This window comes from Pseudomonas sp. PDM09 (assembly GCF_014852305.1).
In the GTDB taxonomy this organism is placed as follows: domain Bacteria; phylum Pseudomonadota; class Gammaproteobacteria; order Pseudomonadales; family Pseudomonadaceae; genus Aquipseudomonas.
The window spans coordinates 72,841-96,408 of record NZ_JACVBI010000003.1 but is presented as its reverse complement, the minus strand read 5'-3'; the positions used below and the strand labels follow the sequence as shown (position 1 = coordinate 96,408).

The following is a 23,568-nucleotide window of genomic DNA, read 5'->3' as shown; positions in this document are numbered from 1 at the left end:
TCAGCCCGGGCGCTAGACCCTAGTCAGCTTTGTCGCCACCGGCCAGATTCTTCTTGGAACCGGTCTTGAAGTCGGTTTCGTACCAGCCGGTGCCGCTGAGGCGGAAGCCCGGCATGGACAGCATCTTTTTAAGCTCTGGCGCCTGGCAGGCAGGGCAGTCGACCAGCGGTGCTGCGCTGATCTTTTGAATGGCTTCCAACTGATGACCACAGGAAGCACATTGATAGTCGTACATCGGCATGGGGGTTGTCTCGGCGATCAGATTGCTACCGCGCATGCTGGGCTTTGCGGCAAAGGGCGGGATTATATCCATTAAATGCAGCCTGTGCAGCCGTAAGACTGCACAGACCGACACTCGACCCGATCAACCGCCATCGTCAAGCCATGACGGGGCAACTTCCTTCCTTCAGGCTGTGCACGACGCAGACAACCCGCACCAGCCCGGTGAAGTTCTTCACCCCGCCGTGACGCAGATGCACTTCGCGATCCACATGGGACAGCAGCGCACTGACTGAGCAGCAATTGACCTTGGCCATATCACCCAAAATATCCCAATAAACCTGCTCCAGCCGCAAACAGGTCGCAAAGCCATTCAAACGCACCGACCGGGATAATGGCTGGGCCAGGCCCATATCGAATTCGCTGACAAATGAATCAATCCTCACGTCCTTGAGTGGACTGACCCTCCCCTCGCTTCGCCTGTCTTGATAAACCATAGCGTTGACACTCCTTTGCCATCCTTGCTGCTTATAAGAGTCATATTCCGTTTCCTTATAAAAGCGCAGGCGCACAGGGATATCTAGATGACTTTATGACCATCGACGTAGGATAAGCCAACAACTGAGGGGAGATCATGGAGCTCGTCCTAGGCCGGACGATTTCCTACGAAAACTGACGCAATGTCTTTCCGCGAAACGGCAAAAAGCCGCGCGAAACACAGCCGGCAAATAATACTCAGCAAGCGTCATGCACACAGCGGCCAGCGGGAGTACCGCTGGACCGCCTGATTTGAGTAGCTGCGGGCTTTGCTGTTAAATAGGCAGTGTGTCGCTACCGCCTATTTTCCGGGGGCTGCGCATAGGCTGATAGCGGGAACGTGTCCAACGCCTCTTATTGTTCCGAAGCGAACCGTGCTCCATCAGCTCTTCCTTGTGATCCGTCTTAACGTGAGTTAATCAAAATGTTGAAAATCGTCCACCTGCTAATGGGCGCAGCAGCCTTGCTGCTGTCCTTCATCCCTAGCCTGCGATCCGAAGCGCTACCTTACCTGCAACAACCCGATGCGCTGTACCTGGCCTTTTTCGGCCTGCTCAACCTCACCCTTGCACCCGTTATCCCTTACTGGAACAAAGGCCCGCGTCATCAACTGCAAAACCTGGTCAGCGCCTTGCTGGTTCTGGCTGTGGTATTGCAAACACTGACATTGTTCGCCCCGATGCCTGTTATCGCCGGTCAACCTGCCGTTCTGTTCAGTCTGGTCGTTGCCCTGATCGCCATTCTTTTGCACCTGGCCGTCAGCTTCTACAAATCTTCACCGGCCGCCGCCTCGCCAAGCTATGACATGAGCAACCGCGATACTGGCACCGTTAAATGGTTCAACACCTCCAAAGGCTTCGGCTTTATTTCCCGTGATTCCGGCGATGATATTTTCGTGCACTTCCGGGCAATTCGCGGTGAAGGCCACCGTGTTCTGGTCGAAGGTCAACGCGTGGAGTTCTCTGTGATGAACCGTGATAAAGGCCTGCAAGCTGAAGATGTGATCGCCGCCCTGCCGCGTCGCTGACTCCAAGGCTAAAAAAAACCGCGAACAGCCCTGGCTGTTCGCGGTTTTTTTATGGCCTGCTCTTCACTAATGTGGCTCAGTAATGCGGCGGTGGCGCCTCTTCTTCGAAGGACTCGAACTGACCGGCCATTTCCTCTTGCCGCTTGAGCAATGCGGCCATTTGCAGTTGCAGGCGCTCCACTGCGCGTTGCTGCGTCGCCAGCACATCACTCAATGCCTGGATGGTGTCATCCTGAAACGCCAACTGGCTTTCCAGATCGGTAACGCGTTCTTCCAGGCTCATGTTTTAGCCCTCCAGAAACGTGAAGTCATCGGTCAACACCAGACGCAGCCGCTCACGAATCGTCTCGATCTGCTCTGGACTGTAGGGTTTGGCCGGCTGCTTGCCCCAGACCGGAGCTGGCCAGGCGGCGTCCTCACGCTTGCGCACAATCACATGCATATGCAACTGGCTGACGACATTACCCAGGGCCGCGACGTTCAATTTATCCGCGTCGAACGAGTCCTTGAGCATTTCCGCCAGTGCGGTGGTTTCCTGCCACAGCTGCTGTTGATCTGCGACATCTAATTGAAATATCTCACTGATATCCTCGCGGCGTGGCACGAGGATGAACCATGGGTAGTTCGAGTCATTGGACAACAGCAACCGACAGAGCGGGAAATCGCCGATAGGCAACGTGTCTTGTTGAAGTCGTGGATCTAAAGCGAACACAGCGCACACTCCCTCTGGTGATCTTTTTTCAGCTTAGCGCCCCATTGCGAAAGACGGCGCATCAAGCGACAGGACGGCAGCATACCTGCGAACGCCACACGCTTCACGACGAACTGCCGCCTGCAGCGTCCTCCGGGCGCCCCGACATGAGCCATTTTGATCCGGCATGCACCATGACAGAACCAGTTACCGCACAAAAAATGCCGAAATGACCAATAAACAACGGGCTGCTCGCTTCGAACACAAAGCGACACTGTGTGAATTCGGTACAGCAATTGAAATTTTTTGCACCAAAACCGCACAACGCGTCTACGCTCAGTGCGTCAGCATCCGCTAACTACTCACTGGCGGGGTGAACCGGTAACGTTTTTGGTTGTCGCCCCACTGGATCGATGTGGTAAACACGATGCGAAGCATGGCGTCAAGCTCAGGTAAAACGAGCTTGAACCCCCCGGTTTTATGAGGTTTTTACAGCAACAGGCAGGCCTTTGGAAAAAAACAGCAACAGAATTCCGATTTGTGCACGCTTGTTGCATTCACACCCGTATCGTCTATAAGCGCTCCGCTGGAAGTGGAAGCCTTAAGGCCAATAAAAACAGCGGCAGGGTTGCCCGATGGAGATTCAAGTGCAGGACAAGGGACTCTTTTTTACCGACGCTCAAGCCATGGAAAACAACGTTGAAGTTGTCAGTCCGATTGCGTCGGGATTGTGAATTTGCGACATCTACCCAGCCATTTGCGACAGGGTTGTAAAGAAGCTGAAAGGTTAGATGCGCAAGTATCGCCAACATGGTCGGCGTGATATAAGTTTGCGCCGACACAAAAAGAAAGAGCCGCCCGGATAATAAAACAGGCGGGACGGCAGTACTCTTCTAAAAACCAAAGGAGCAAATCACGATGCGCGTGATGAAGTGGAGCATGATCGCACTGGCAGTTGCAGCAGCAGCCAGTACTCAAATGGCTACGGCCGCACCTTTCGTAAGTGACCAGGCTGAAGCCAAAGGTTTTGTTGAAGACGCCAAGTTCGACTTGCTGCTTCGCAACTATTACTTCAACCGTGACAAGAAAGACGGCGCAGTCGACGACAAAGACTGGACCCAGGGTTTCCACGGTGTATTCAGCTCTGGTTACACCCAAGGTACTGTCGGCGTAGGTGTTGACGCGTTCGGTTACCTGGGTATCAAACTGGACGGCGAAGACAAGTACTCCGGTTCGGGCAACCTGAGCCGCGATTCCCAAGGCCGTAACCACGACGACTTCGGTAAAGCCGGTGGAGCCGTCAAACTTCGTGTCTCCAAGACTGAACTGAAGTTCGGTGAGATGCAGCCAAGCACCTCTCCAGTGTTCGCCGTCGGCGGCTCCCGCCTGCTGCCTCAAACCGCTACCGGTTTCCAACTGCAGAGCAGCGAAATCACCAACTTGGACCTGGAAGCCGGTCACTTCTACTCGTCCTCCAGCCAGGACGAGATGAACAGCGACGGTGAGTTGCACTCCCAGTACGCGAGCTTTCCTGATGACGGTCAACCTGTAACCGGCAGGACCATGGACTATGCCGGTGGCAAATACGGCATCAACGACAACCTGAGCGTTTCGCTCTACGGTTCCAAGTTCAAAGACATCTGGAACCAGTACTACGCCAATGTGAACTACACCATCCCAATGGGTGGCGATCAGTCGCTCAACCTGGACGGCAACATCTACCGCACCACCGATTCGGGTAGCGCCAAAGCGGGCGACATCAGCAACACCACGTACTCGCTGGCAGGCGCTTATTCGTTCCTGAAGGCTCACACCGTTACTCTCGCCTTCCAGAAAGTTAACGGCGACACCCCGTTCGACTACGTCGGTGTGGGCGATAACAACCGTGGCGGCGACTCGATCTTCCTCGCCAACTCCATCCAGTACTCTGACTTCAACGCTCCAAACGAAAAATCTGTACAAGTTCGTTATGACCTGAAGATGGCTGAGTACGGCGTACCTGGTTTGAGCTTCATGACCCGTTACGCTAAAGGTTGGGATATCGACGGCACCAAAATGGATGCCGATAGCCCATACCGCCTGTACGGCTACGGCGAAGATGGCAAGCACCACGAAACCAACCTCGAAGCCAAATACGTAGTTCAGGCAGGCCCTGCGAAAGATCTGTCCTTCCGCATTCGTCAGGCATGGCACCGCGCCAATACCGACCAAGCTGAAGGCGATATCAACGAGTTCCGCCTGATCGTCGACTACCCGATTTCGGTTCTGTAATTGCCGAAAGCCAGTTCGCGGTAATCAAAAAAAGGCCCATCTTCGGATGGGCCTTTTTTATTGGTTACAGCATTGTGTTTAATGGATCTGGCTCTTGCAGAACAAGTCTGACCGAAAGGTCAAACATGTTTCGAAGACCAATCATTACACCGTTGCCGATTCCTGCATCACTCGAATAACCCGCTGCGGAAATGGAATATCAATACCGGCAGTCTTCAAGCGATCGCGCGATTGTTCGTTAAACATGAACATCACATTCCAGTAGTCAGCGGTCTTCACCCACACTCGCAGGGAAACAGTGATCGAACTATCACCCAGCATGGAAATCACCGCTTCCGGCGCCGGATCAGCCAATACGCGCGGGTCCTTGGCCAGATCCAGCAACACTTCACGGGCCTTCTGCAAGTCCGCCTCGTAAGCCACACCGACATCAAACACGACCTTGCGGGTCGGTTGACGGTTGGTGTTGGTGATGATGCCGTTCGACAGATTGCCGTTAGGCACGATGATGGTTTTGTTATCGCCGGTGCGCAGTACGGTGTGAAAGATCTGGATGCTGTCGACCGTACCGGCAACACCTTGAGCTTCGATCCAGTCGCCGATGCGGAACGGGCGGAACAACAGAATCAGCACGCCGCCGGCGAAGTTCGCCAGGCTGCCCTGCAACGCCAGACCGATCGCCAGGCCAGCAGCACCAATCGCTGCGACGAACGAGGTGGTTTCCACGCCGATCATCGACGCTACGCTGACGATCAGCAGAACCTTGAGAATGATGTTCGCCAGGCTGCTGATGAAACCTTGCAGCGCCAGGTCGGCGTTACGCAACGCCAGCAGGCCGCCAAGCTTTTGCGTGACTTTGTTGATCAGCCACCAACCGACGGCCAGGGTGATCACCGCCAACAGCACGCGACTGCCGTATTCCATGATCATCGGAATCCAGGCTTGGGATGCCTTGACCAGGTTGTCCACTTCAGCATTCAAATCCATCTTTTTTCTCCTGATTTCCGGCTACCCGGCACGCAAAAAATGAGCGGCAGAAAGACCAAACCCGTGAGGGCCCAATCGTTTCTGCCGTTGCTTGGGCCTCGGACGTCGAAAACGCCAAGAGGTTCCCGCTTGAAAAGTCAGTCGCGGAAGTTGTTGAACTGCAGTGGCATGTCGAACGTCTTGGCGCGCAGGGCGGCAATCGCTTCCTGCAAATCGTCACGCTTCTTGCCGGTAATGCGCACTTGCTCGCCCTGAATGGCGGCCTGGACCTTGAGCTTGGCGTCTTTGACGTGAGCGACGATTTTCTTCGCCAGCTCTTTGTCGATGCCTTCCTTGAGGACCGCTTCCTGCTTCATCAACTTGCCCGACGCGTAGGCATCCTTGACTTCAAGGCACTGCACGTCGATCTTGCGCTTGACCAGAGCCAGCTTGAGGATCTCGATCATCGCTTCGAGCTGGAAATCGGCTTCCGCGGTCAGGTTGACGGTCAGGTCCTTTTCCTTGAACTCGAAGGTGCCTTTGCCTTTCAGGTCATAACGACGATCGAGTTCCTTGACGGCGTTCTCGACCGCGTTGGTGACTTCGTGTTTGTCCAGTTCGGATACCACGTCGAACGACGGCATGTAATCTCTCCAATAAAAAGGCACGCTCGATAAGGATGGAGCGCGCTTGGCTTGCGGTTAAAATCGGGCTCATTATAACGGGTCTTTTCCAACCGATACTGCGAGCCTCACATGCCAGCGTCAAACCGAGCAGAAAGTTGATGTCTACCCCTTGGCACATTCTCGGCGCCGGCAGCCTCGGCACCCTTTGGGCCACACGTCTGGCGCGGGCTGACGTACCGGTCAGGTTGATCGTGCGGGACGCGACACGCTTACAGGCCTATCAGACGGTGGGCGGTTTGACGCTGGTCGAACACGGCGAAGCTCAGCTGTATCCGGTGCCCGGCGAGACACCCGACAGCGACAAGCCCATCAGTCGCCTGCTGGTGGCCTGCAAAGCCTACGACGCCGAGAAAGCCGTGGCCCGCCTCGCCCACCGCCTGACACCCGACGCCGAACTGATCCTGCTGCAGAACGGCCTCGGCAGTCAGGACGCGGTTGCCGCGCAGGTGCCTCAGGCGCGCTGCATCTTCGCCTCCAGTACCGAAGGCGCGTTTCGCGATGGCGACTGGCGTGTGGTGTTCGCCGGTCACGGCTACACCTGGTTGGGCGATGCGGGCCATCCGGTAGCGCCGATCTGGCTGGAGGACTTGAGCGCCGCCGGCATTCCCCACGAGTGGAGCACCGACATCCTCACAAGGCTGTGGCGAAAACTGGCGCTCAATTGTGCGATCAACCCGCTGACCGTACTGCACGAATGCCGCAACGGTGGTTTGCAGCAACATCAATGCGAAGTCGCCACCCTGTGCGCTGAGCTCACCGAATTGCTGGAGCGCTGCGGCCAGCCGGCAGCGGCGGAGAACCTCCGGGAGGAAGTCGAACGAGTGATCAAGGCCACAGCGGCCAATTTCTCCTCGATGTACCAGGACGTCGCGAATCAGCGCCGCACCGAAATCAGCTACCTGTTGGGCCATGCCTGCAAGGTCGCGTCGCGGCATCAGTTGAACCTGCCCCACCTCAGTCAATTGCAGGAGCGCCTGATTGCTCATCTGCGCAGCCTTGGATTGCCCAGCGACTGAGCAGCGGCTACGCTGGCCACTTGTTCCTTTTCAGCGATGAACCTGATGCCATTGCGCCAGCGCCTTGAAAACCTTCCAGTCGGCCAGAAATTGCTGGCCGCTCTGCTGGTGCTGTTGACCACCGTTTTGCTGGTCGCCAACCTGACCTTTATCAGCGCCGCCTATTACATCTCCCAGGAAAGCATGGCTCCCCAGGCCTTGCAGACCATCGGCCGACTGGTGTCCAACCCAAGCCTGATCTCCGACGCCTTGAAGTCACCGCAAACCGCCCAGCGTCTGCTCAACGAGCTCAACAGCTATACACCGTTGCGTGCAGCAGCGCTCTATGACGGCAAAGGTGTGCTTCTGGCGCAGCTGCAGCAGGGCGACGAGCTCCATCTACCGGAGCATTTCCGGCATCTGGAAGCCTGGCAAGCCACCGAGTTTCGCAGCAATCAAGTGATCACCCTGCCCCGCCCCGGTACCGCGCCGGGGCACTTGCTGCTGGTAGCCAGCAGCGAATTGCCGATGGCGTTCTACACCGGGACCCTGACCGCCAGTTTGGGGATTCTGATCTTCAGCGTGCTGTTATGGCTGGTGATTGCCCGGCAGATCAAACGCCTGATTACCCGGCCGATCCATCAGCTCGAAGAGTTGTCCCGGCAAGTGACCCGGGAAGAGAACTACGCCCTGCGCGCCTCTCGCGGCAACCACGACGAAATCGGCAGCCTCGCCGAAGCGTTCAACACCATGCTCTCGCGCATCGAGGCCCGGGAGCAGCAACTCAAGCGCGCCCGCGACGATTCCCAGGCCGCTTACGACCAGGCTCAGGGGCTGGCCGAAGAAACCCGCCACACCAATCGCAAGCTGGAACTGGAAGTTCAGGTGCGCAGCAAGATCGAAAAGAAACTCACCGGTTTCCAGAACTACCTCAACAGCATCATCGACTCCATGCCGTCGGCCTTGATCGCCCTCGACGAGCAGCTCTACGTAACCCAGTGGAATCAGGAAGCCAGCGCCCTGTCCGGCACGCGCCTGGACGAAGCCTTGAACCAACCGATCTTCCTCGCCTTCGAACCGCTCAAACCGTTCCTGCCGCAACTCAGGCAAACCGTCGAGCAGCACACGGTGGCGAAGATTGAACGGGTTACCTGGCTCAAGGACGATGAACCCAAGCATTACGCCCTGACGTTCTATCCGTTGATGGGCGGTGCCGGGCGCGGTGTGGTGATCCGGATCGACGACATCACCCAGCGTCTGTCCCTGGAAGAAATGATGGTGCAGTCGGAAAAAATGCTCTCGGTCGGCGGCCTCGCCGCCGGCATGGCCCACGAAATCAATAATCCACTGGGTGCAATCCTGCACAACGTGCAGAACATTCGTCGGCGTCTGTCACCCGATCTGCCGAAAAACCTCGAACAGGCCGAGCAACTGGGCATTGAGCTGGAAACGGTCAACCAGTACTTGAAAGCTCGCGAAGTGCCGCAATTACTCGATGGCATTCAACAGGCCGGCGCCCGGGCAGCGAAAATCGTGACGCACATGCTCAGCTTCAGCCGCCGCAGCACCCGGCAGATGGCGCCTTGCGATTTGCCGGCGCTGATCGATCAAGCGGTGGAGATCGCCGGCAACGACTTCGACCTGGCGATCGGTTTCGACTTCAAGGGGCAGGCGATCATTCGGCAGTTCGATCCGGCACTGGGCCCGGTGCCCGGCACTGCCAACGAACTGGAACAGGTGCTGCTCAACCTGCTGAAAAACGCCGCGCAAGCCATTCACCAGCGCCCGGACGACCGCGAACCGGGGCGGATCATTCTGCGTACAAAACTGAACCCGCCATGGGCGGAAATTCAGGTCGAAGACAACGGCATCGGCATGAGCGAGAACGTGCGCAAACGTACGTTCGAGCCGTTCTTCACCACCAAGGAAATCGGTCAGGGCACCGGCCTTGGGCTCTCGGTCTCGTACTTCATCATCACCAACAACCACAAGGGCCAGATGGAAGTGCAATCGACGCCGGGCCAAGGTACCTGTTTCACCTTGCGCCTGCCGTTGTCAGGCACTCCGGTGGTCTCTCAAGAACTCAATCAGCTGTCGAGGTAACCATGGGCTTTCGCTTGTCGAAGATTTACACCCGCACTGGCGACAAAGGCGAAACCGGGCTCGGCGATGGCCGCCGGGTGCCCAAGGACCATCCGCGCATCGAGGCCATTGGCGAAGTCGATACGCTGAACAGCCAGGTGGGTGTGCTGTTGGCCGGGTTGGCGGCGCAAAGTGATACGTATCCGGGGTTGAACGAAGTGATCGAGGTGTTGGCGCCCTGCCAGCATCGGTTGTTCGACCTGGGTGGCGAACTGGCGATGCCGGTTTATCAGGCACTGAACACGGCGGAAATCGAGCGCCTGGAAGCGGCGATCGATGTGTGGAATGAAGAGTTGGGGCCGCTGGAGAATTTCATTCTGCCCGGCGGTTCCGCGCTGATCGCCCAGGCCCACGTATGCCGCTGCCTGGCGCGCAGTGCGGAGCGGCGCTGTCAGCAGTTGAATGCGATCGAGCCATTGGCCGGGGTTGGCCTGGCGTACATCAATCGGTTATCGGATTTATTGTTTGTGGCGGCACGGTTGATTGCCAAGCGTCAGGGGATTGCCGAGATTTTGTGGCAGCCTGCGGCCAAACCCGGGGTTTAGTAACTGATCGTTCCCACGCTCTGCGTGGGAATGCAGCCCGGGACGCTCTGCGTCCCATCAAGAGCCGAACGCGGAGCGTCCGTTGAGGCATTCCCACGCAGAGCGTGGGAATGATCGGGTGCTACGCCTCAGGCCAAAACGCCCGAATCCCCGCCACACCCTGCGCGCCCGCCTCCCAGGCTTTCTGCCGCTCTGCCGGGCCAACCCCTCCCAGCAAAAACACCGGCTTGCTGAAGCCCTCGATCAAAGTCGAAGCCTGCTCCCAACCCAATGGCAGAGCATCCGGATGAGTCTGCGTCGGCTGCACCGGCGACAAGGTCACGAAGTCCACGCCCATTTGCTCGGCCAACGCCAGTTCTTCAGCGTTGTGGCAAGACGCTGCCAACCAGCGTGACGCCGGTAGCGGACGCCCGGCCGCCGCGTATTTGCGCAACTGCTGCGATGTGATGTGCCAACCGGCGGACGGGAAGTCCCCCAGCCATTCAAACGGCCCCTTGATCATCAACTGTGCCTTGCCGGCACACAACCCCGCCGCGTCCACCGCCAGATCGCGGTACTTGGGGTCATAGCCGTTGGGTGCACGCAACTGAATCAGCTTGATGCCGCCAGCGATGGCTTTCTGGATACCGCGCAGCAAGGTTGGGGTTTCCAGGCCCTCCGGGGTAATCAGGTAGTCGCCGGGCAAGCGTGCAGCGGCGACGATCGGCTGGTTGGCGGCCGGAAATTCGTAATCCACCAGTTCCCGTGCGGTCACCCAGGCCAAAGGCTGGCCTTCGGCGCCATGGGGTTCGCCGGTAAACGCCGAGACTTCCCAGACATCCAGCAACACCTGCTTGTCCGGGTAGTCGTGGCGGACTTTGATCATCGGCCGCGCGGTGTTGACCACAATGCCCAACTCTTCGTGAAGCTCACGAGCCAGGGCCATCTCGACGGATTCGTCATCCTCGACCTTGCCACCGGGGAACTCCCACAAACCGCCCTGATGCTGGGTGTCGGCACGGCGGGCAATGAGGATCTTGCCGCTGCTATCGCGGATAACCGCGGCTGCTACATGGACTCGTTTCACCGCTCTATTTCCTCCAGACCCGCCTTCCGCCAAGCCTTGAAGGCTGGCCATTGGTAGATGGTTTCGACATAGGCCGCGTCGGCCTCGGGCAGTTTTACCTGATAGGTGCGCAGGCGTACGGCGATCGGTGCGAAAAACGCATCGGCCAGGGTCGCGCCGCCAAACAGGAACGGGCCGGTTTCAGTCGCGACGGCGCGACATTCAGCCCACAACGCCTGCATGCGCTCGATTTCAGCCTGAACTTCAGGCGGGGTCGGCGACAGTGGCGCATCGTGGCTCAGGTCGAACGGCATGTTGCCGCGCATGGCGAAAAAACCGCTGTGCATCTGCGCACACGCCGAACGCGCCTGGGCACGGGCGGCAGTGTCTTGGGGCCAGAGCCCGGCATCGGGGAATTGTTCGGCCAGGTATTCGGCAATGGCCAGGGAATCGGCGATGGTGCCGTGTGCTGTTTTCAGCAGCGGGACTTTCCCGGTCGGCGAATGCTTGAGCACACGCTCGCGAGTATCCGGCTGGTTCAGCTTGATCAGTTCTTCGGTGTAGGACGCGCCGGTCAGGTCAAGGGCCAGTGCGGCGCGCAGGGACCAGGAGGAATGCAGTTTGTCGCCGATGATCAGGTGGAGGCTCATGTTCGGGACCTTTTGATAGGGGGATGGACCAGAATCTTTGGTGTCTGGTCGGCCGCCTTCGCGAGCAAGCCCGCTCCCACAGTTGATCGAGTTCTTCCGCAAGAAATGCAATCGAATGTGGGAGCGGGCTTGCTCGCGAAGGGCGCGACTCGGTCCGGACCTGATTTACGTACGGTACTCGGCGTTGATCTTCACGTATTCGTGGGACAGGTCAGTGGTCCAGATGGTTTCGCTGCAATCACCGCGCCCCAGTTCGATGCGGATGGTGATTTCTTCCTGCTGCATCACCGCCGCGCCCTGGGCTTCGGTGTAGGTGGCAGAGCGAGCGCCACGGCTGGCGATGCACATGTCACCGAGGAACACGTCGATCTTGCTCACGTCCAGGTTCGGTACGCCGGCACGGCCCACGGCGGCCAGAATGCGGCCCCAGTTCGGGTCGGAGGCGAACAACGCGGTCTTGATCAGCGGCGAATGGGCCACGGTGTAACCGACGTCCAGGCACTCCTGGTGATTGCCGCCGCCGTTGACTTCCACTGTGACGAACTTGGTCGCGCCTTCGCCGTCGCGCACGATGGCCTGGGCCACGTCCATGCAGACTTCGAACACCGCTTGCTTCAGCAAAGCGAACAGCGGACCGCTCGCTTCGGTGATTTCCGGCAGTGCTGCCTGACCGGTGGCGATCAGCATGCAGCAGTCGTTGGTCGAGGTGTCGCCGTCGATGGTGATGCGGTTGAACGACTTGTTGGCGCCGTCCAGCAGCAGGTTTTGCAGCACATCGCGGGAGACTTTGGCGTCGGTGGCGATGTAGCCGAGCATGGTCGCCATGTTCGGGCGGATCATGCCCGCGCCCTTGCTGATGCCGGTGACGGTGATGGTCACGCCGTCATGCTGGAACTGGCGGCTGGCACCCTTTGGCAGGGTGTCGGTGGTCATGATGCCGGTAGCGGCGGCTTCCCAGTTATTCACCGACAGGTCGTCGAGGGCGGCTTGCAGCGCGCCTTCGATTTTTTCGACCGGCAGCGGCTCGCCGATCACACCGGTGGAGTACGGCAGCACCAGGCTTGCATCGACACCGGTCAGCTCAGCCAGTTTGGCGCACGTGCGCTCGGCGGCTGCCAGGCCAGGTTCGCCGGTGCCGGCGTTGGCATTGCCGGTGTTGGTCAGCAGGTAACGTACCGGGCCTTGCACGCGTTGTTTGGCCAGGATCACGGGAGCGGCGCAAAAGGCGTTCAGGGTGAACACGCCCGCCACTGTGGAACCTTCGGCACAGCGCATGACCACGACATCCTTGCGCCCCGGGCGCTTGATGCCGGCCGAGGCGATACCGAGTTCAAAACCGGCAACCGGGTGCAACGTTGGCAAAGGACCAAGACCAACAGCCATGAATGCGCTCCTTAATAAATGATGTCTGCACCGCCGTCGGGGCGTCGGTGGTTTAAATGGCAAAACGCCGCGACGGCATAAGCCGGTCGCGGCGCGGGTATTTCAGCGTATGAAACGGGTTTACTGGATCTGCCCGTGGCAATGCTTGAACTTCTTGCCCGAACCGCAGTAGCACAGCTCGTTACGGCCCAGCTTCTGCTCGTTGCGCACCGGCGCGGTGGCGAGGGCTACATCGACCTCTTCACCCAACACTTCCGGTTGCTCCAGGCCAGGTGCTTCGTCGTGCTGGAACTGCATGCGCGCAGCCAGTGCTTCGGCCTCCTGACGCAGGCGAGCTTCTTCTTCGATCGGATCTTCGCGGCGGACCTGAACGTGCGACAGCACTCGGATCGAGTCGCGCTTGATCGAATCCAGCAACTCGGAGAACAAGGTGAAGGACTCGCGCTTGTATTCCTGCTTCGGGTTCTTCTGCGCATAACCACGCAAGTGGATGCCGTGACGCAGGTGATCCATGGTCGACAGGTGGTCTTTCCACAGGTCGTCCAGTACGCGCAGAACGATTTGCTTCTCGAAGGTGCGCAGTGCTTCGGCACCGGCCTGGTCTTCTTTCTCGTTGTACGCGGCGATCAGCTCGTTCATCAGCTTTTCGCGCAGGGTCTCTTCGTAGAGATGATCGTCTTCGTCGAGCCACTGCTGGATTGGCAATGCCACACCGAAGTCGCTCTGCAACGCCGCTTCCAGACCGGCCACGTCCCACTGCTCTGGCAGCGATTGCGGTGGAATGTGCGCGCTGACGGTTGCGTTGAGCACGTCCTGACGGAAATCGGCGATGGTTTCGCCGATGTTGTCGGCGGCCAACAAACTGTTACGCATGTGATAGATCACTTTACGTTGTTCGTTGTTGACGTCGTCGAACTCGAGCAGTTGCTTACGGATGTCGAAGTTGCGGCCTTCAACCTTGCGCTGAGCCTTCTCGATGGCGTTGGTCACCATGCGGTGCTCGATCGCTTCACCGGACTGCATGCCCAGCGCCTTCATGAAGTTCTTCACCCGGTCAGAGGCGAAGATGCGCATCAGGCTGTCTTCCAGCGACAGGTAGAAACGGCTGGAACCGGCGTCGCCCTGACGACCGGCACGACCGCGCAACTGGTTGTCGATACGGCGCGATTCGTGACGCTCGGAAGCGATCACCTGCAAACCGCCCGACTCCAGCACTTGCTGGTGACGTTTCTGCCAGTCGGCCTTGATCTGGGCAATCTGCTCAGGGGTCGGGTCTTCCAGCGAAGCGACTTCCACTTCCCAGTTACCGCCCAACAGGATGTCGGTACCACGACCGGCCATGTTGGTGGCGATGGTCAGTGCGCCCGGACGACCGGCCTGAGCAATGATTTCGGCTTCTTTTTCGTGGAACTTGGCGTTCAGAACCTTGTGTTCGATGCCTTCCTTCACGAGCAGGCTGGACATGTGCTCGGACGTTTCGATGGTGGCAGTACCCACCAACACCGGACGGCCCTGAGTCATGCACTCCTTGATGTCGTTGATGATCGCCGCGTATTTCTCTTCGGCGGTCAGGAACACCAGGTCGTTGTAGTCTTTACGCGCCAACGGTTTGTTTGGCGGAATCACCATGACCTGCAGGCCATAGATCTGGTGGAATTCGAACGCTTCGGTGTCTGCGGTACCGGTCATGCCGGACAGCTTGTTGTACAGACGGAAGTAGTTCTGGAACGTGGTCGACGCCAGGGTCTGGCTCTCGGCCTGGATGTTCAGGTGTTCCTTGGCCTCGATGGCCTGGTGCAGGCCTTCGGACAAACGGCGACCCGGCATGGTACGGCCGGTGTGTTCGTCGACCAGTACGACCTGACCGTCCTGCACGATGTATTCGACGTTGCGGTTGAACAGTTTGTGCGCACGCAGGCCAGCATAAACGTGGGTCAGCAGACCGAGGTTATGCGCCGAATACAGGCTCTCGCCTTCAGCCAGCAGGCCGACGCGGGTGAGCATGTCTTCGATGAACTGGTGACCGGCTTCGTTGAGTTCGACCTGACGGGTCTTCTCGTCCACGGTGTAGTGGCCAGCCTTGGTGACTTCGCCTTCGACTTCTTCGACGTGCAATTCCAGCTGCGGGATCAGTTTGTTGATCTCGATGTACAGCTTGGAGCTGTCCTCGGCCTGACCGGAGATGATCAGCGGGGTACGGGCTTCGTCGATGAGGATGGAGTCGACTTCGTCGATCACGGCAAAATTGAGTTCGCGCTGGAATTTTTCTTCCATGCTGAACGCCATGTTGTCGCGCAGGTAATCGAAACCGAATTCGTTGTTGGTGCCGTAGGTGATGTCGGCGGCGTAGGCGGCACGCTTCTCTTCCGGCGGCTGGAATGGGGTCACCACGCCGACCGTCATGCCGAGGAATTCGTAGAGCGGACGCATCCAGTTGGCGTCACGGCGGGCCAGGTAGTCGTTCACCGTCACAACGTGCACGCCCTTGCCGGACAGTGCGTTGAGGTAAACGCCCAGTGTCGCCACCAGGGTCTTGCCTTCACCGGTACGCATTTCCGCGATCATGCCTTCGTGCAAGGTCATGCCGCCGATCAGCTGGACATCGAAGTGGCGCATACCCATGACGCGCTTACCGGCTTCGCGGGCGACCGCAAAGGCTTCTGGCAGCAGCTTGTCGAGGGTTTCCCCTTTGGCGAGGCGGGCCTTGAACTCGTCTGTCTTGGCACGCAATTGATCGTCCGAAAGGGCCACCATTTGCTCTTCGAAGGCATTGACGAGCTGCACCGTCTTGAGCATGCGCTTGACTTCACGCTCGTTCTTGCTTCCAAAAAGTTTCTTTAACAAAGGCGCAAACATATCGGCAGGATCTTCCACACTAAAGGGATGGAGGGCGGCCCCGTGAGTCGCCCGTGCAGCCCTCATGGCCGCATGCGAACGAGTATTCTACCCGGAAACGATGGTGAGGAAAGTGGCGTTATTCCACGATGCATGCACTGCGCTATGACGGGGCTCACTTAAAATAAGGGCATTTTGCTGAACTTCAACCCATCAAGGGTACAAGTTACTTGTTGATTTAATGGGTAAAGCGCTCGCAAAGCAATGGGTCGGGGGCAGCGGGTGCTTTCTGTTACCATGGCCGCTCTGTTACTTCAGGTGTCTGATCATGGCATTTCGCCCTCTCACGGCCAGAGCACCCGCCGTTCTGCTTCGCGAAGCCAAACCGCTGAAAGCCATTTTTGGCCACGCTCAACGCCTGGGTCATTTACAACGTCTGGTGGAAAGTCAGTTGCAGCCAGCTGCCCGCGAGCATTGCCATGTGGCGTCGTGGCGCGAAGGCAGTTTATTGCTGATTGTCACCGACGGCCATTGGGCCACCCGCCTGCGTTATCAACAAAAGCGTCTGCAACGGCAGTTACAGCTGTTCGACGAGTTCGCCAGCCTGACGCGGATTCTGTTCAAGGTTCAACCGCCTACCGTTCAGCAAGGAGCTGCGGGGCATACGATAAATTTGTCGACCGATGCGGCGGCAACCATTCAGGCGACGGCTGACGGGATTACCGACCCGAACCTGCGGGCGGCCCTCGAACGGCTGGCGGCTCACGCCAAACCCAAGGTTTAAAAGCAGGATCAAAAGATCGCAGCCTTCGGCAGCTCCTACAAGGTGTACGCCATCCCAACGTAGGAACTGCCGAAGGCTGCGATCTTTTGATTTTCAGCGGCGTTTGCTGCCACCGAGCAATGAGCCCATCAACCCGCGTACCAATTGTCGGCCCAATTGATTCGCCGCCTGTCGCATCGCTGATTTCAATGCCTGGCCTGCCGCTGTGCCGAGGAATTCCCCGGCCTGCTCGGTGAAACTCGGCTCTTCAGGTGCAGGTTTACCCGGCACGGCTTCGGGCTCCGGCGCCAGGCCTTTGCGCCCCATCAGCACTTCATAAGCCGATTCGCGATCGACCGGTTTGTCGTAACGCCCCTTGAACGGCGAACCGGCAATCAGCACGGTGCGTTCGGTCTCGGTCAACGGCCCGATCCGCGATTGTGGCGGTGCAACCAATACACGCTGGACCATCCCGGGTGTGCCCTTGTCCTGCAAGGTGCCGACCAGCGCCTCGCCGATCCCCAACTCGGTCAAGACCGACAAGGCGTCAAATGCCGGGTTCGGCCGGAAACCGTCGGCCACCGCGCGCAGGGATTTCTGCTCTTTGGCAGTAAACGCACGCAAACCATGCTGAATGCGCAGGCCCAGTTGAGCCAGTACATCATCGGGCAAGTCGCCCGGCGATTGGGTGACGAAATACACGCCCACGCCTTTCGAGCGAATCAGTCGCACCACTTGTTCCAGACGCTCCTGCAACGCCTTGGGCGTACCGGCGAACAACAAGTGCGCTTCGTCGAAAAACAGCGCCAGCAGCGGTTTCTCGGCATCGCCGCGCTCCGGCAGTTGCTCGAACAGTTCGGCCAGCAACCACAGCAGGAACGTCGCATAGACCTTCGGTGCTTCATGCACCAGACGGCTGGCATCGAGCAAGTGAATGCGCCCGCGACCATCCACGGCCGGTTGCAACATGTCTTCCAGTTGCAGCGCCGGTTCGCCGAACAACGCTTCAGCGCCTTGCTGTTCCAGCGTTGCCAAACGGCGCAACAGCGCCTGGCTGGAACCGGTGGTCATCAGCGCCGCGTCATCCCCCAGCAGTTCGGGGCTGTCGCGCAGGTGATTGAGCAGCGCCTTCAAGTCCTTCAAGTCCAGCAGCAGCAACCCTTCACGGTCGGCCACTTTGAACGCGGCATAGAGTGCCGACTGCTGGCTGTCGGTCAGTTCCAGCAGGCTGCCGAGCAGCAACGGGCCCATTTCGCTCAAGGTTGTGCGCAGTGGATGACCGGACTGACCGTTAATGTCCCACAGGGTCACTGGATAGGCCTGAGGCTTATGGTTCAGCCAAGGCATGCCGGCGATCCGCTCGGCGACTTTGCCTTGAGGGTTGCCGGCAGCGCCCAGGCCGCACAGGTCGCCTTTGATGTCCGCCGCGAACACCGCCACGCCGGCGTCGCTGAAGGCTTCGGCCAGGCGCTGCAAAGTGACGGTTTTACCGGTCCCGGTAGCCCCCGCTATCAACCCGTGACGGTTGGCCAGGCGCATGGCCTGGGCGATGGACTGGCCCGCGAGGTCGGCGCCGATAAGGAGTTGCGATGAATCAGGCATTTTGTCACCCATGGTTAATCTTTGATCCTTCATGGCCGATAACAAGCGAGAGACCAGACTGAAAATAGCGTCGGTAATTCCCTAAGGAGAGGTGGAAATATCAGCTTACTTTCAACACTGCCCATTTTGCGCGCCTTTATAAAAGCACGCCCTGGACATTAAGACTTTAGCGGACCCCCAAGCCATGAATAAAAATCTGCGCTTCAGCCATAAAATACTGCTTGCCGCCGCCCTCATCGTTATTGCTGCCTTCGCCTCGTTCACACTGTATAACGACTATCTGCAGCGTAATGCGATACGCAACGACCTGGACAACTACCTGCAAGAAATGGGCAGCGTAACAGCCAACAATATCCAGACCTGGCTGGCCGGACGCAGCCTGCTGATCGAGAACATGTCACAAAACGTCGCACTGAACGCCGACACCGACAACGTCTCCAAACTGCTCGAACAGAAGGCCGTGACCTCGACCTTCATGGGCGCTTATCTAGGCAACAAGGATGGCACCTTCATCATCCGCCCTGACAGCAAGATGCCCGACGGCTATGACCCTCGCGTCCGGCCCTGGTACAAGAGTGCCCAAAGCACCGGCGGCTCGGCACTGACCGAACCGTATATCGATCTGGCGTCCGGCCAGCTGGTCATTTCCATCGTCAACAATGTGCTCAAGGACGGTCAAAGCATCGGCGTGGTCGGTGGCGACCTGAGCTTGCAGGTGATCGCCGACAGCCTCAACGCGCTGGACTTCGACGGCATGGGTTACGCCTTCCTGATCAGCGCCGATGGCAAGATCCTGGTTCACCCGGACAAATCCCTGGCGATGAAGTCCCTGAGCGAGGCGTACCCGAAAAACACCCCGCGCATCGGCAGCGAACTCAGTGAAATCGACGTCGACGGCAAGACCCGCATCGTCACGTTCACTCCGATCAAAGGCCTGTCCTCGGTCAATTGGTACATCGGCCTGTCGGTGGATAAAGACAAAGCCTTCTCGATGCTCAGCGAGTTCCGGACCTCGGCAGTCATCGCGACCATAATTGCCGTGGCGATCATCATCGCCTTGCTCGGCATGCTGATCCGCCTGCTGATCCAGCCGCTGCACGTCATGACCCGCGCCATGGAAGACATCGCCGACGGTGAAGGCGACCTGACCAAGCGCCTGACCATCCAGAATCAGGACGAATTCGGCATCCTCGGCACGGCGTTCAACCGTTTCGTGGAACGGGTTCATACCTCGATCCGCGAAGTGTCCTCGGCCACCGGCCAAGTCAACGAAGTAGCCCTGCGTGTGGTGGCCGCCTCGAACTCGTCGATGTTCAATTCCGACCAGCAAGCCTCGCGCACCAGCAGCGTTGCCGCGGCAATCAACCAACTCGGCGCCGCGGCCCAGGAAATCGCCCGCAACGCCGCACAAGCGTCAAGTCAGGCCAGCGACGCGCGCAGCCTGGCCGAAGATGGCCAGCAGGTGGTGGATCGCAGCATTGCCGCGATGAATCAGCTGTCGACCATGCTAAGTGCCTCGAGCACCAACATCGAATCGCTGAACAGCAAAACCGTGAACATCGGGCAAATTCTCGAAGTGATCACCAGCATCTCCCAGCAAACCAACCTGCTGGCGCTGAACGCCGCCATTGAAGCGGCACGGGCCGGTGAAGCCGGGCGCGGTTTTGCCGTGGTGGCCGACGAAGTGCGCAACCTGGCGCACCGCACACAAGAGTCGGCGCAACAGGTGCAAACCATGATCGAGGAGCTGCAAGTCGGCGCCCGGGAATCGGTCAGCACCATGAGCGACAGCCAGCGCCACAGCCAGGACAGCGTGGAAATCGCCAACCTGGCCGGCGAACGCTTGAACAGCGTGACGCTGCGCATCGGCGAAATCGACGGCATGAACCAGTCCGTGGCCACGGCGACCGAGGAACAGACGGCGGTGGTTGAATCGATCAACGTGGACATCACCGAGATCAATACGCTGAACCAGGAGGGCGTGGAAAACCTGCAATCGACGTTGCGGGCATGCTCGGACCTTGAACAGCAGGCTTCGCGATTGAAGCAGTTGGTGGGTAGTTTCCGGATTTAAGTCGCTCTTGAGGGCCCCTTCGCGGGCAAGCCTCGCTCCTACGGGATCATCACTGGCCCTGTAGGAGCGAGGCTTGCCCGCGAAGACGGTCTGCTAATCCCCGCAAAACCTCGCTGACACCCTCCGCCGCAAAACCCCAAACGAACATCTATCCTTCATATAGGTCAACCCAAGGGAGAACAAACGGACCGGAGGGATGTTCATCGTGCATATCGCTGACATAACCATGTTCTACGCCCCTGCCAGCGGTGGCGTGCGCACTTATCTGGATGCCAAACACCGTCGCCTGGGCAGCAAGCCAGGCATTCGTCACAGTCTGCTGATTCCTGGGGCTCATTTGAGTGAACAGGATGGTATTTACACGGTTCCGGCCCCTGCCCTGCCCTTTGGCAAGGGTTATCGCTTCCCCCTCCGTCTCGCGCCGTGGCGCAATGTCCTGCAGGATTTGCAGCCTGACCTGATAGAAGCCGGCGACCCTTACCTGACTGCCTGGGCCGCTTTGGACGCCAAGCGGCAGCTCGATGTGCCGGTGATCGGTTTTTATCACTCGGACCTGCCACTGCTGGTCAGCAATCGCATGGGCAATTGGGTTACACCCAATGTCGAAGCTTATGTCAGCAAGCTTTATAGCAACTTCGACCGGGTTCTGGCACCGAGTCAAATCATGGCCGATAAACTGATCGGGTTGGGCGTAAAAAACGTTTTCGTACAACCGCTGGGCGTCGACCTGCAAACGTTCACCCCCAATGCACGGGATCCAGATTTGCGGGCCGAATTGGGCATCGATGAAAATACACACCTGCTGATCTTCGCCGGCCGTGGGTCCAAGGAAAAAAACCTGCCGGTGCTGCTCAAATGCATGAAACGCCTGGGTCGTCGTTACCATCTATTACTGGTGGGCTCATCAATGCCGACCCTGGTACCGCGCAATGTCACCGTCCTCGATGAGTTCTACCCGGCGGCGCAAGTCGCGCGCTTGATGGCCAGTGCCGATGCGCTGGTGCATGCCGGTGATCAGGAAACTTTTGGCCTGGTGGTCCTTGAAGCCATGGCCAGTGGCATTCCGGTGGTGGCCGTGGCGGCTGGGGCTTTTCAGGAAATTGTCACCGATCAATGCGGCCTGCTTTGCGCGCCGAACAATCCAGCAGCGATGGCCAACGCGGTGCGCGAACTGTTCAGTCAGGGCAGCGCCGCGCTGGGCAAACAAGCCCGTAGCCATGTCGAGCAGCATTACTCTTGGGATATCGTGGTCGACAGCCTGCTGGGGCACTATCACGCGGTACTCGGCACTCAATGGCCACTGATCGCCAATGGTTGAGCCCATGAACGCGCCCAGCCTGATACTGGTATTGCACGACGTTGCGCCGCAAACCTGGCCCGATTACCAAGCCTTTGTCGAAGCCGTCGACGCATTGGGTAAGGTGCCGATCACCTGGCTGGTGGTGCCAAATTTCCACAAACATAACGACCTGGCCGCGTATCCGGCGTTTCGACGTTTGCTGACCCGCCGCGTCGCTCGCGGCGACGAACTGGCACTGCACGGTTATTTCCATTGCGATGAAGGGCCAATCCCCATCACGCCCCGAGACTGGTTCATGCGCCGAATCTACACCCATGAAGGCGAGTTCTACGACCTGCCTCTGGAAGCCGCCCTCTCCCGCCTGCGTGCCGGAATCGAGGTGTTTCACCGTTATAACTGGCCACTGGAAGGTTTCGTCGCCCCGGCCTGGCTGATGAGCGAAGGCACCCGCCAGGCCTTGCGCCAGGTACCGCTGCGCTACACCAGCGACTCGCAGCATCTGTATCGTTTGCCGGATTTCACCGCAATCGATGCCCCCGGTCTGGTCTGGAGCGCACGCAGCGCCTGGCGCCGCGGTCTGTCGAAAATCGTCAGCGATCAGCGCGAGCAACGTTGGCGCCAGGCGCCGGTGATTCGTCTCGGCCTGCACCCCGTGGACATGCGCCATGAGTTTTCGCGTCACTACTGGCTGCAAACCCTCAAGCGCTTGCTCGACGAGGGACGTGTGCCGATGACCAAGGCCAACTGGCTGGCACAACAACGCGACGTCGTCGGTCACGCCGCATGAGCCGCGGGATTCTGCTGGTCGTCGCCCTGCTCGCTGCGGTGCTCATCCCGTCGTTACTGGGCGGCGGCGAGACATGGTCGCGGCTGCAAAGCTTTCCGCTGAAATGGTTGCTGGTCATGTTCGGCATGATCCTGCTGTGCTGGATGCTCAACACCCTGCGCTTGCGCCTATTGCTGGGAGATCAGCGCGGCAAGATCAGTCACGTCAAAAGCCTTGGGGTGGTGATGTCCGCCGAATTCGCTTACTGCGCCACCCCCGGTGGCAGTGGCGGACCGCTGACCATCATGGCCCTGCTGGCACGCCACGGCGTACGACCGGCCAGGGGCAGCGCCGTGTTCGCCATGGATCAGTTGAGCGATCTGCTGTTTTTTCTCTGCGCACTGAGCGGGATTCTGATTTATGCACTGTTCCAGCACCTCAGTCAGCGCATGGAATGGCTGCTGACCGTCAGCGCCATCTCGATGTTCGGCGGACTGTTCAGCTGCGTATTGGCGGCTCGCTACCACCGCTCGCTGATTCGTCTGAGTGGTCGGTTGCTCGCTCATCTCAATGTCAAAGGCACCACCCGGATGCGCTGGGCACGAAAGCTCCTGCACTTCCTGGCGGCGTTCACTGACACACTGAAGTTGCCCTTTCAGACATTGATCACGGTATTTGCACTGACCTGCCTGCATTGGCTTTTGCGTTATAGCGTGTTGTATCTGGCGTTGCGTGGGCTGGGCACGGACTTGCAGTGGGCCTGGTGTTTTCTGATCCAGATGCTGTCGCTGAGTGCAGGGCAGTTCAGCCTGTTGCCGGGCGGGGCCGGGGCGGCGGAATTGACATCGGCGGCGCTGCTGGCGCCTATGGTCGGGAAGTCCACCGCGGCGGCGGCGATTCTGATCTGGCGGACAGTGACTTATTACTTCTACCTGGTGGTCGGTGGTCCGGTGTTTTTACTGATGCTCGGGCGGCCATTGCTCAGGAAGCTGATGAAGTTCAAACGGGCTTAAAAGATCGCAGCCTTCGGCAGCTCCTACAGGGTATACACCGCGCTTTTGTGAGCTGCCG

At 58.8% G+C, this 23,568-nt stretch carries 21 protein-coding genes; 10 read left to right on the top strand and 11 right to left on the bottom strand.

The window, feature by feature from the left end; translation table 11 throughout:
• Positions 1–19: 19 nt before the first annotated feature.
• Together IB250_RS09150 and IB250_RS09145 are read right to left on the bottom strand one after the other, a co-directional pair.
• Positions 20–241, bottom strand: coding sequence for an FmdB family zinc ribbon protein (locus tag IB250_RS09150; protein ID WP_010457489.1), 222 nt, complete (start codon positions 239–241; stop codon positions 20–22).
• Between the two features lie 136 nt (positions 242–377).
• On the bottom strand, positions 378–716 hold the full coding sequence (locus IB250_RS09145) for a ribbon-helix-helix domain-containing protein (RefSeq protein WP_192343869.1): 339 nt from the start codon (positions 714–716) through the stop codon (positions 378–380).
• Between the two features lie 464 nt (positions 717–1,180).
• Between IB250_RS09145 and IB250_RS28915 the strand changes: the two genes are divergently transcribed.
• The gene (locus IB250_RS28915; RefSeq protein WP_007897045.1) at positions 1,181–1,783 is read left to right on the top strand and encodes a cold-shock protein; all 603 of its coding nucleotides are present in this window, start codon (positions 1,181–1,183) and stop codon (positions 1,781–1,783) included.
• A gap of 76 nt (positions 1,784–1,859) precedes the next feature.
• Here IB250_RS28915 and IB250_RS09135 read toward each other — a convergent pair whose 3' ends face one another.
• Together IB250_RS09135 and IB250_RS09130 are read right to left on the bottom strand one after the other, a co-directional pair.
• Positions 1,860–2,066, bottom strand: coding sequence for a SlyX family protein (locus IB250_RS09135; protein ID WP_050683199.1), 207 nt, complete (start codon positions 2,064–2,066; stop codon positions 1,860–1,862).
• Positions 2,067–2,069: 3 nt separating this feature from the next.
• Positions 2,070–2,495, bottom strand: coding sequence for an HIT family protein (locus IB250_RS09130; protein ID WP_192343868.1), 426 nt, complete (start codon positions 2,493–2,495; stop codon positions 2,070–2,072).
• 897 nt (positions 2,496–3,392) lie between these two features.
• Between IB250_RS09130 and IB250_RS09125 the strand changes: the two genes are divergently transcribed.
• Complete coding sequence (locus IB250_RS09125; RefSeq protein WP_192343867.1) at positions 3,393–4,745, top strand: OprD family porin; 1,353 nt, start codon at positions 3,393–3,395, stop codon at positions 4,743–4,745.
• Positions 4,746–4,889: 144 nt separating this feature from the next.
• On the opposite strand, the gene IB250_RS09120 is transcribed toward IB250_RS09125, so the two are convergent.
• Both IB250_RS09120 and IB250_RS09115 read right to left on the bottom strand, forming a co-directional pair.
• Positions 4,890–5,732 carry a mechanosensitive ion channel family protein gene (locus tag IB250_RS09120; protein ID WP_192343866.1) on the bottom strand — a complete coding sequence of 281 codons (843 nt, stop codon included), beginning with the start codon at positions 5,730–5,732 and terminating at the stop codon, positions 4,890–4,892.
• A gap of 137 nt (positions 5,733–5,869) precedes the next feature.
• Positions 5,870–6,355, bottom strand: a complete 486-nt coding sequence (locus IB250_RS09115; RefSeq protein ID WP_007906601.1) for a YajQ family cyclic di-GMP-binding protein — start codon at positions 6,353–6,355, stop codon at positions 5,870–5,872.
• A 140-nt stretch (positions 6,356–6,495) separates the two neighbouring features.
• Here IB250_RS09115 and IB250_RS09110 point away from each other — a divergent pair, with 140 nt between their 5' ends.
• The 3 genes from IB250_RS09110 to IB250_RS09100 are packed head-to-tail and all read left to right on the top strand — an operon-like array spanning position 6,496 to position 10,079.
• Positions 6,496–7,413, top strand: a complete 918-nt coding sequence (locus IB250_RS09110) for a putative 2-dehydropantoate 2-reductase (RefSeq protein ID WP_192343865.1) — start codon at positions 6,496–6,498, stop codon at positions 7,411–7,413.
• 45 nt (positions 7,414–7,458) lie between these two features.
• Positions 7,459–9,495, top strand: coding sequence for an ATP-binding protein (locus IB250_RS09105; RefSeq protein WP_192343864.1), 2,037 nt, complete (start codon positions 7,459–7,461; stop codon positions 9,493–9,495).
• A 2-nt stretch (positions 9,496–9,497) separates the two neighbouring features.
• Positions 9,498–10,079 (top strand): cob(I)yrinic acid a,c-diamide adenosyltransferase, encoded by a 582-nt coding sequence (locus tag IB250_RS09100; RefSeq protein WP_192343863.1) that lies wholly within the window; start codon positions 9,498–9,500, stop codon positions 10,077–10,079.
• A gap of 121 nt (positions 10,080–10,200) precedes the next feature.
• Here IB250_RS09100 and IB250_RS09095 read toward each other — a convergent pair whose 3' ends face one another.
• The 4 genes from IB250_RS09095 to secA all read right to left on the bottom strand — a co-directional run bounded on the left by IB250_RS09095 (position 10,201) and on the right by secA (position 16,013).
• A complete protein-coding gene (locus IB250_RS09095; protein WP_192343862.1) occupies positions 10,201–11,145 on the bottom strand; it encodes a Nudix family hydrolase in 945 nt (314 codons plus the stop codon).
• Complete coding sequence (locus IB250_RS09090; protein ID WP_192343861.1) at positions 11,142–11,774, bottom strand: glutathione S-transferase family protein; 633 nt, start codon at positions 11,772–11,774, stop codon at positions 11,142–11,144. Before IB250_RS09090 ends, IB250_RS09095 begins: the two co-directional genes overlap by 4 nt.
• Positions 11,775–11,939: 165 nt before the next feature.
• The gene (gene argJ / locus IB250_RS09085) at positions 11,940–13,157 is read right to left on the bottom strand and encodes a bifunctional glutamate N-acetyltransferase/amino-acid acetyltransferase ArgJ (RefSeq protein WP_192343860.1); all 1,218 of its coding nucleotides are present in this window, start codon (positions 13,155–13,157) and stop codon (positions 11,940–11,942) included.
• A 120-nt stretch (positions 13,158–13,277) separates the two neighbouring features.
• Positions 13,278–16,013 carry a preprotein translocase subunit SecA gene (gene secA / locus IB250_RS09080; RefSeq protein ID WP_192343859.1) on the bottom strand — a complete coding sequence of 912 codons (2,736 nt, stop codon included), beginning with the start codon at positions 16,011–16,013 and terminating at the stop codon, positions 13,278–13,280.
• Positions 16,014–16,320: 307 nt separating this feature from the next.
• Here secA and IB250_RS09075 point away from each other — a divergent pair, with 307 nt between their 5' ends.
• The gene (locus IB250_RS09075; RefSeq protein ID WP_123357942.1) at positions 16,321–16,776 is read left to right on the top strand and encodes a DUF721 domain-containing protein; all 456 of its coding nucleotides are present in this window, start codon (positions 16,321–16,323) and stop codon (positions 16,774–16,776) included.
• A gap of 93 nt (positions 16,777–16,869) precedes the next feature.
• On the opposite strand, the gene IB250_RS09070 is transcribed toward IB250_RS09075, so the two are convergent.
• Positions 16,870–18,357: a helicase HerA-like domain-containing protein gene (locus IB250_RS09070; protein WP_192343858.1), complete on the bottom strand. Its 1,488-nt coding sequence runs from the start codon at positions 18,355–18,357 to the stop codon at positions 16,870–16,872.
• A 184-nt stretch (positions 18,358–18,541) separates the two neighbouring features.
• On the opposite strand from IB250_RS09070, the gene IB250_RS09065 reads away from it, so the two are divergent.
• The 4 genes from IB250_RS09065 to IB250_RS09050 all read left to right on the top strand — a co-directional run bounded on the left by IB250_RS09065 (position 18,542) and on the right by IB250_RS09050 (position 23,510).
• The gene (locus tag IB250_RS09065) at positions 18,542–20,431 is read left to right on the top strand and encodes a methyl-accepting chemotaxis protein (RefSeq protein ID WP_192343857.1); all 1,890 of its coding nucleotides are present in this window, start codon (positions 18,542–18,544) and stop codon (positions 20,429–20,431) included.
• A gap of 196 nt (positions 20,432–20,627) precedes the next feature.
• Positions 20,628–21,749: a glycosyltransferase family 4 protein gene (locus IB250_RS09060; protein WP_192343856.1), complete on the top strand. Its 1,122-nt coding sequence runs from the start codon at positions 20,628–20,630 to the stop codon at positions 21,747–21,749.
• Positions 21,742–22,518 carry a DUF2334 domain-containing protein gene (locus IB250_RS09055; RefSeq protein WP_192343855.1) on the top strand — a complete coding sequence of 259 codons (777 nt, stop codon included), beginning with the start codon at positions 21,742–21,744 and terminating at the stop codon, positions 22,516–22,518. Before IB250_RS09060 ends, IB250_RS09055 begins: the two co-directional genes overlap by 8 nt.
• Positions 22,515–23,510 (top strand): lysylphosphatidylglycerol synthase transmembrane domain-containing protein, encoded by a 996-nt coding sequence (locus tag IB250_RS09050; protein ID WP_123501371.1) that lies wholly within the window; start codon positions 22,515–22,517, stop codon positions 23,508–23,510. The genes IB250_RS09055 and IB250_RS09050 overlap by 4 nt, the downstream gene beginning before the upstream one ends.
• Positions 23,511–23,568 lie beyond the last annotated feature (58 nt).

Bases quoted from the DNA above. Each gene is read 5' to 3' on its own strand.
- IB250_RS09150 (WP_010457489.1), bottom strand. From the start codon at position 241: ATGCCGATGTACGACTATCAATGTGCTTCCTGTGGTCATCAGTTGGAA.
- IB250_RS09145 (WP_192343869.1), bottom strand. From the start codon at position 716: ATGGTTTATCAAGACAGGCGAAGCGAGGGGAGGGTCAGTCCACTCAAG.
- IB250_RS28915 (WP_007897045.1), top strand. From the start codon at position 1,181: ATGTTGAAAATCGTCCACCTGCTAATGGGCGCAGCAGCCTTGCTGCTG.
- IB250_RS09135 (WP_050683199.1), bottom strand. From the start codon at position 2,066: ATGAGCCTGGAAGAACGCGTTACCGATCTGGAAAGCCAGTTGGCGTTT.
- IB250_RS09125 (WP_192343867.1), top strand. From the start codon at position 3,393: ATGCGCGTGATGAAGTGGAGCATGATCGCACTGGCAGTTGCAGCAGCA.
- IB250_RS09120 (WP_192343866.1), bottom strand. From the start codon at position 5,732: ATGGATTTGAATGCTGAAGTGGACAACCTGGTCAAGGCATCCCAAGCC.
- IB250_RS09115 (WP_007906601.1), bottom strand. From the start codon at position 6,355: ATGCCGTCGTTCGACGTGGTATCCGAACTGGACAAACACGAAGTCACC.
- IB250_RS09110 (WP_192343865.1), top strand. From the start codon at position 6,496: ATGTCTACCCCTTGGCACATTCTCGGCGCCGGCAGCCTCGGCACCCTT.
- IB250_RS09105 (WP_192343864.1), top strand. From the start codon at position 7,459: ATGCCATTGCGCCAGCGCCTTGAAAACCTTCCAGTCGGCCAGAAATTG.
- IB250_RS09100 (WP_192343863.1), top strand. From the start codon at position 9,498: ATGGGCTTTCGCTTGTCGAAGATTTACACCCGCACTGGCGACAAAGGC.
- IB250_RS09090 (WP_192343861.1), bottom strand. From the start codon at position 11,774: ATGAGCCTCCACCTGATCATCGGCGACAAACTGCATTCCTCCTGGTCC.
- argJ (WP_192343860.1), bottom strand. From the start codon at position 13,157: ATGGCTGTTGGTCTTGGTCCTTTGCCAACGTTGCACCCGGTTGCCGGT.
- secA (WP_192343859.1), bottom strand. From the start codon at position 16,013: ATGTTTGCGCCTTTGTTAAAGAAACTTTTTGGAAGCAAGAACGAGCGT.
- IB250_RS09075 (WP_123357942.1), top strand. From the start codon at position 16,321: ATGGCATTTCGCCCTCTCACGGCCAGAGCACCCGCCGTTCTGCTTCGC.
- IB250_RS09070 (WP_192343858.1), bottom strand. From the start codon at position 18,357: ATGCCTGATTCATCGCAACTCCTTATCGGCGCCGACCTCGCGGGCCAG.
- IB250_RS09065 (WP_192343857.1), top strand. From the start codon at position 18,542: ATGAATAAAAATCTGCGCTTCAGCCATAAAATACTGCTTGCCGCCGCC.
- IB250_RS09060 (WP_192343856.1), top strand. From the start codon at position 20,628: ATGTTCATCGTGCATATCGCTGACATAACCATGTTCTACGCCCCTGCC.
- IB250_RS09055 (WP_192343855.1), top strand. From the start codon at position 21,742: ATGGTTGAGCCCATGAACGCGCCCAGCCTGATACTGGTATTGCACGAC.
- IB250_RS09050 (WP_123501371.1), top strand. From the start codon at position 22,515: ATGAGCCGCGGGATTCTGCTGGTCGTCGCCCTGCTCGCTGCGGTGCTC.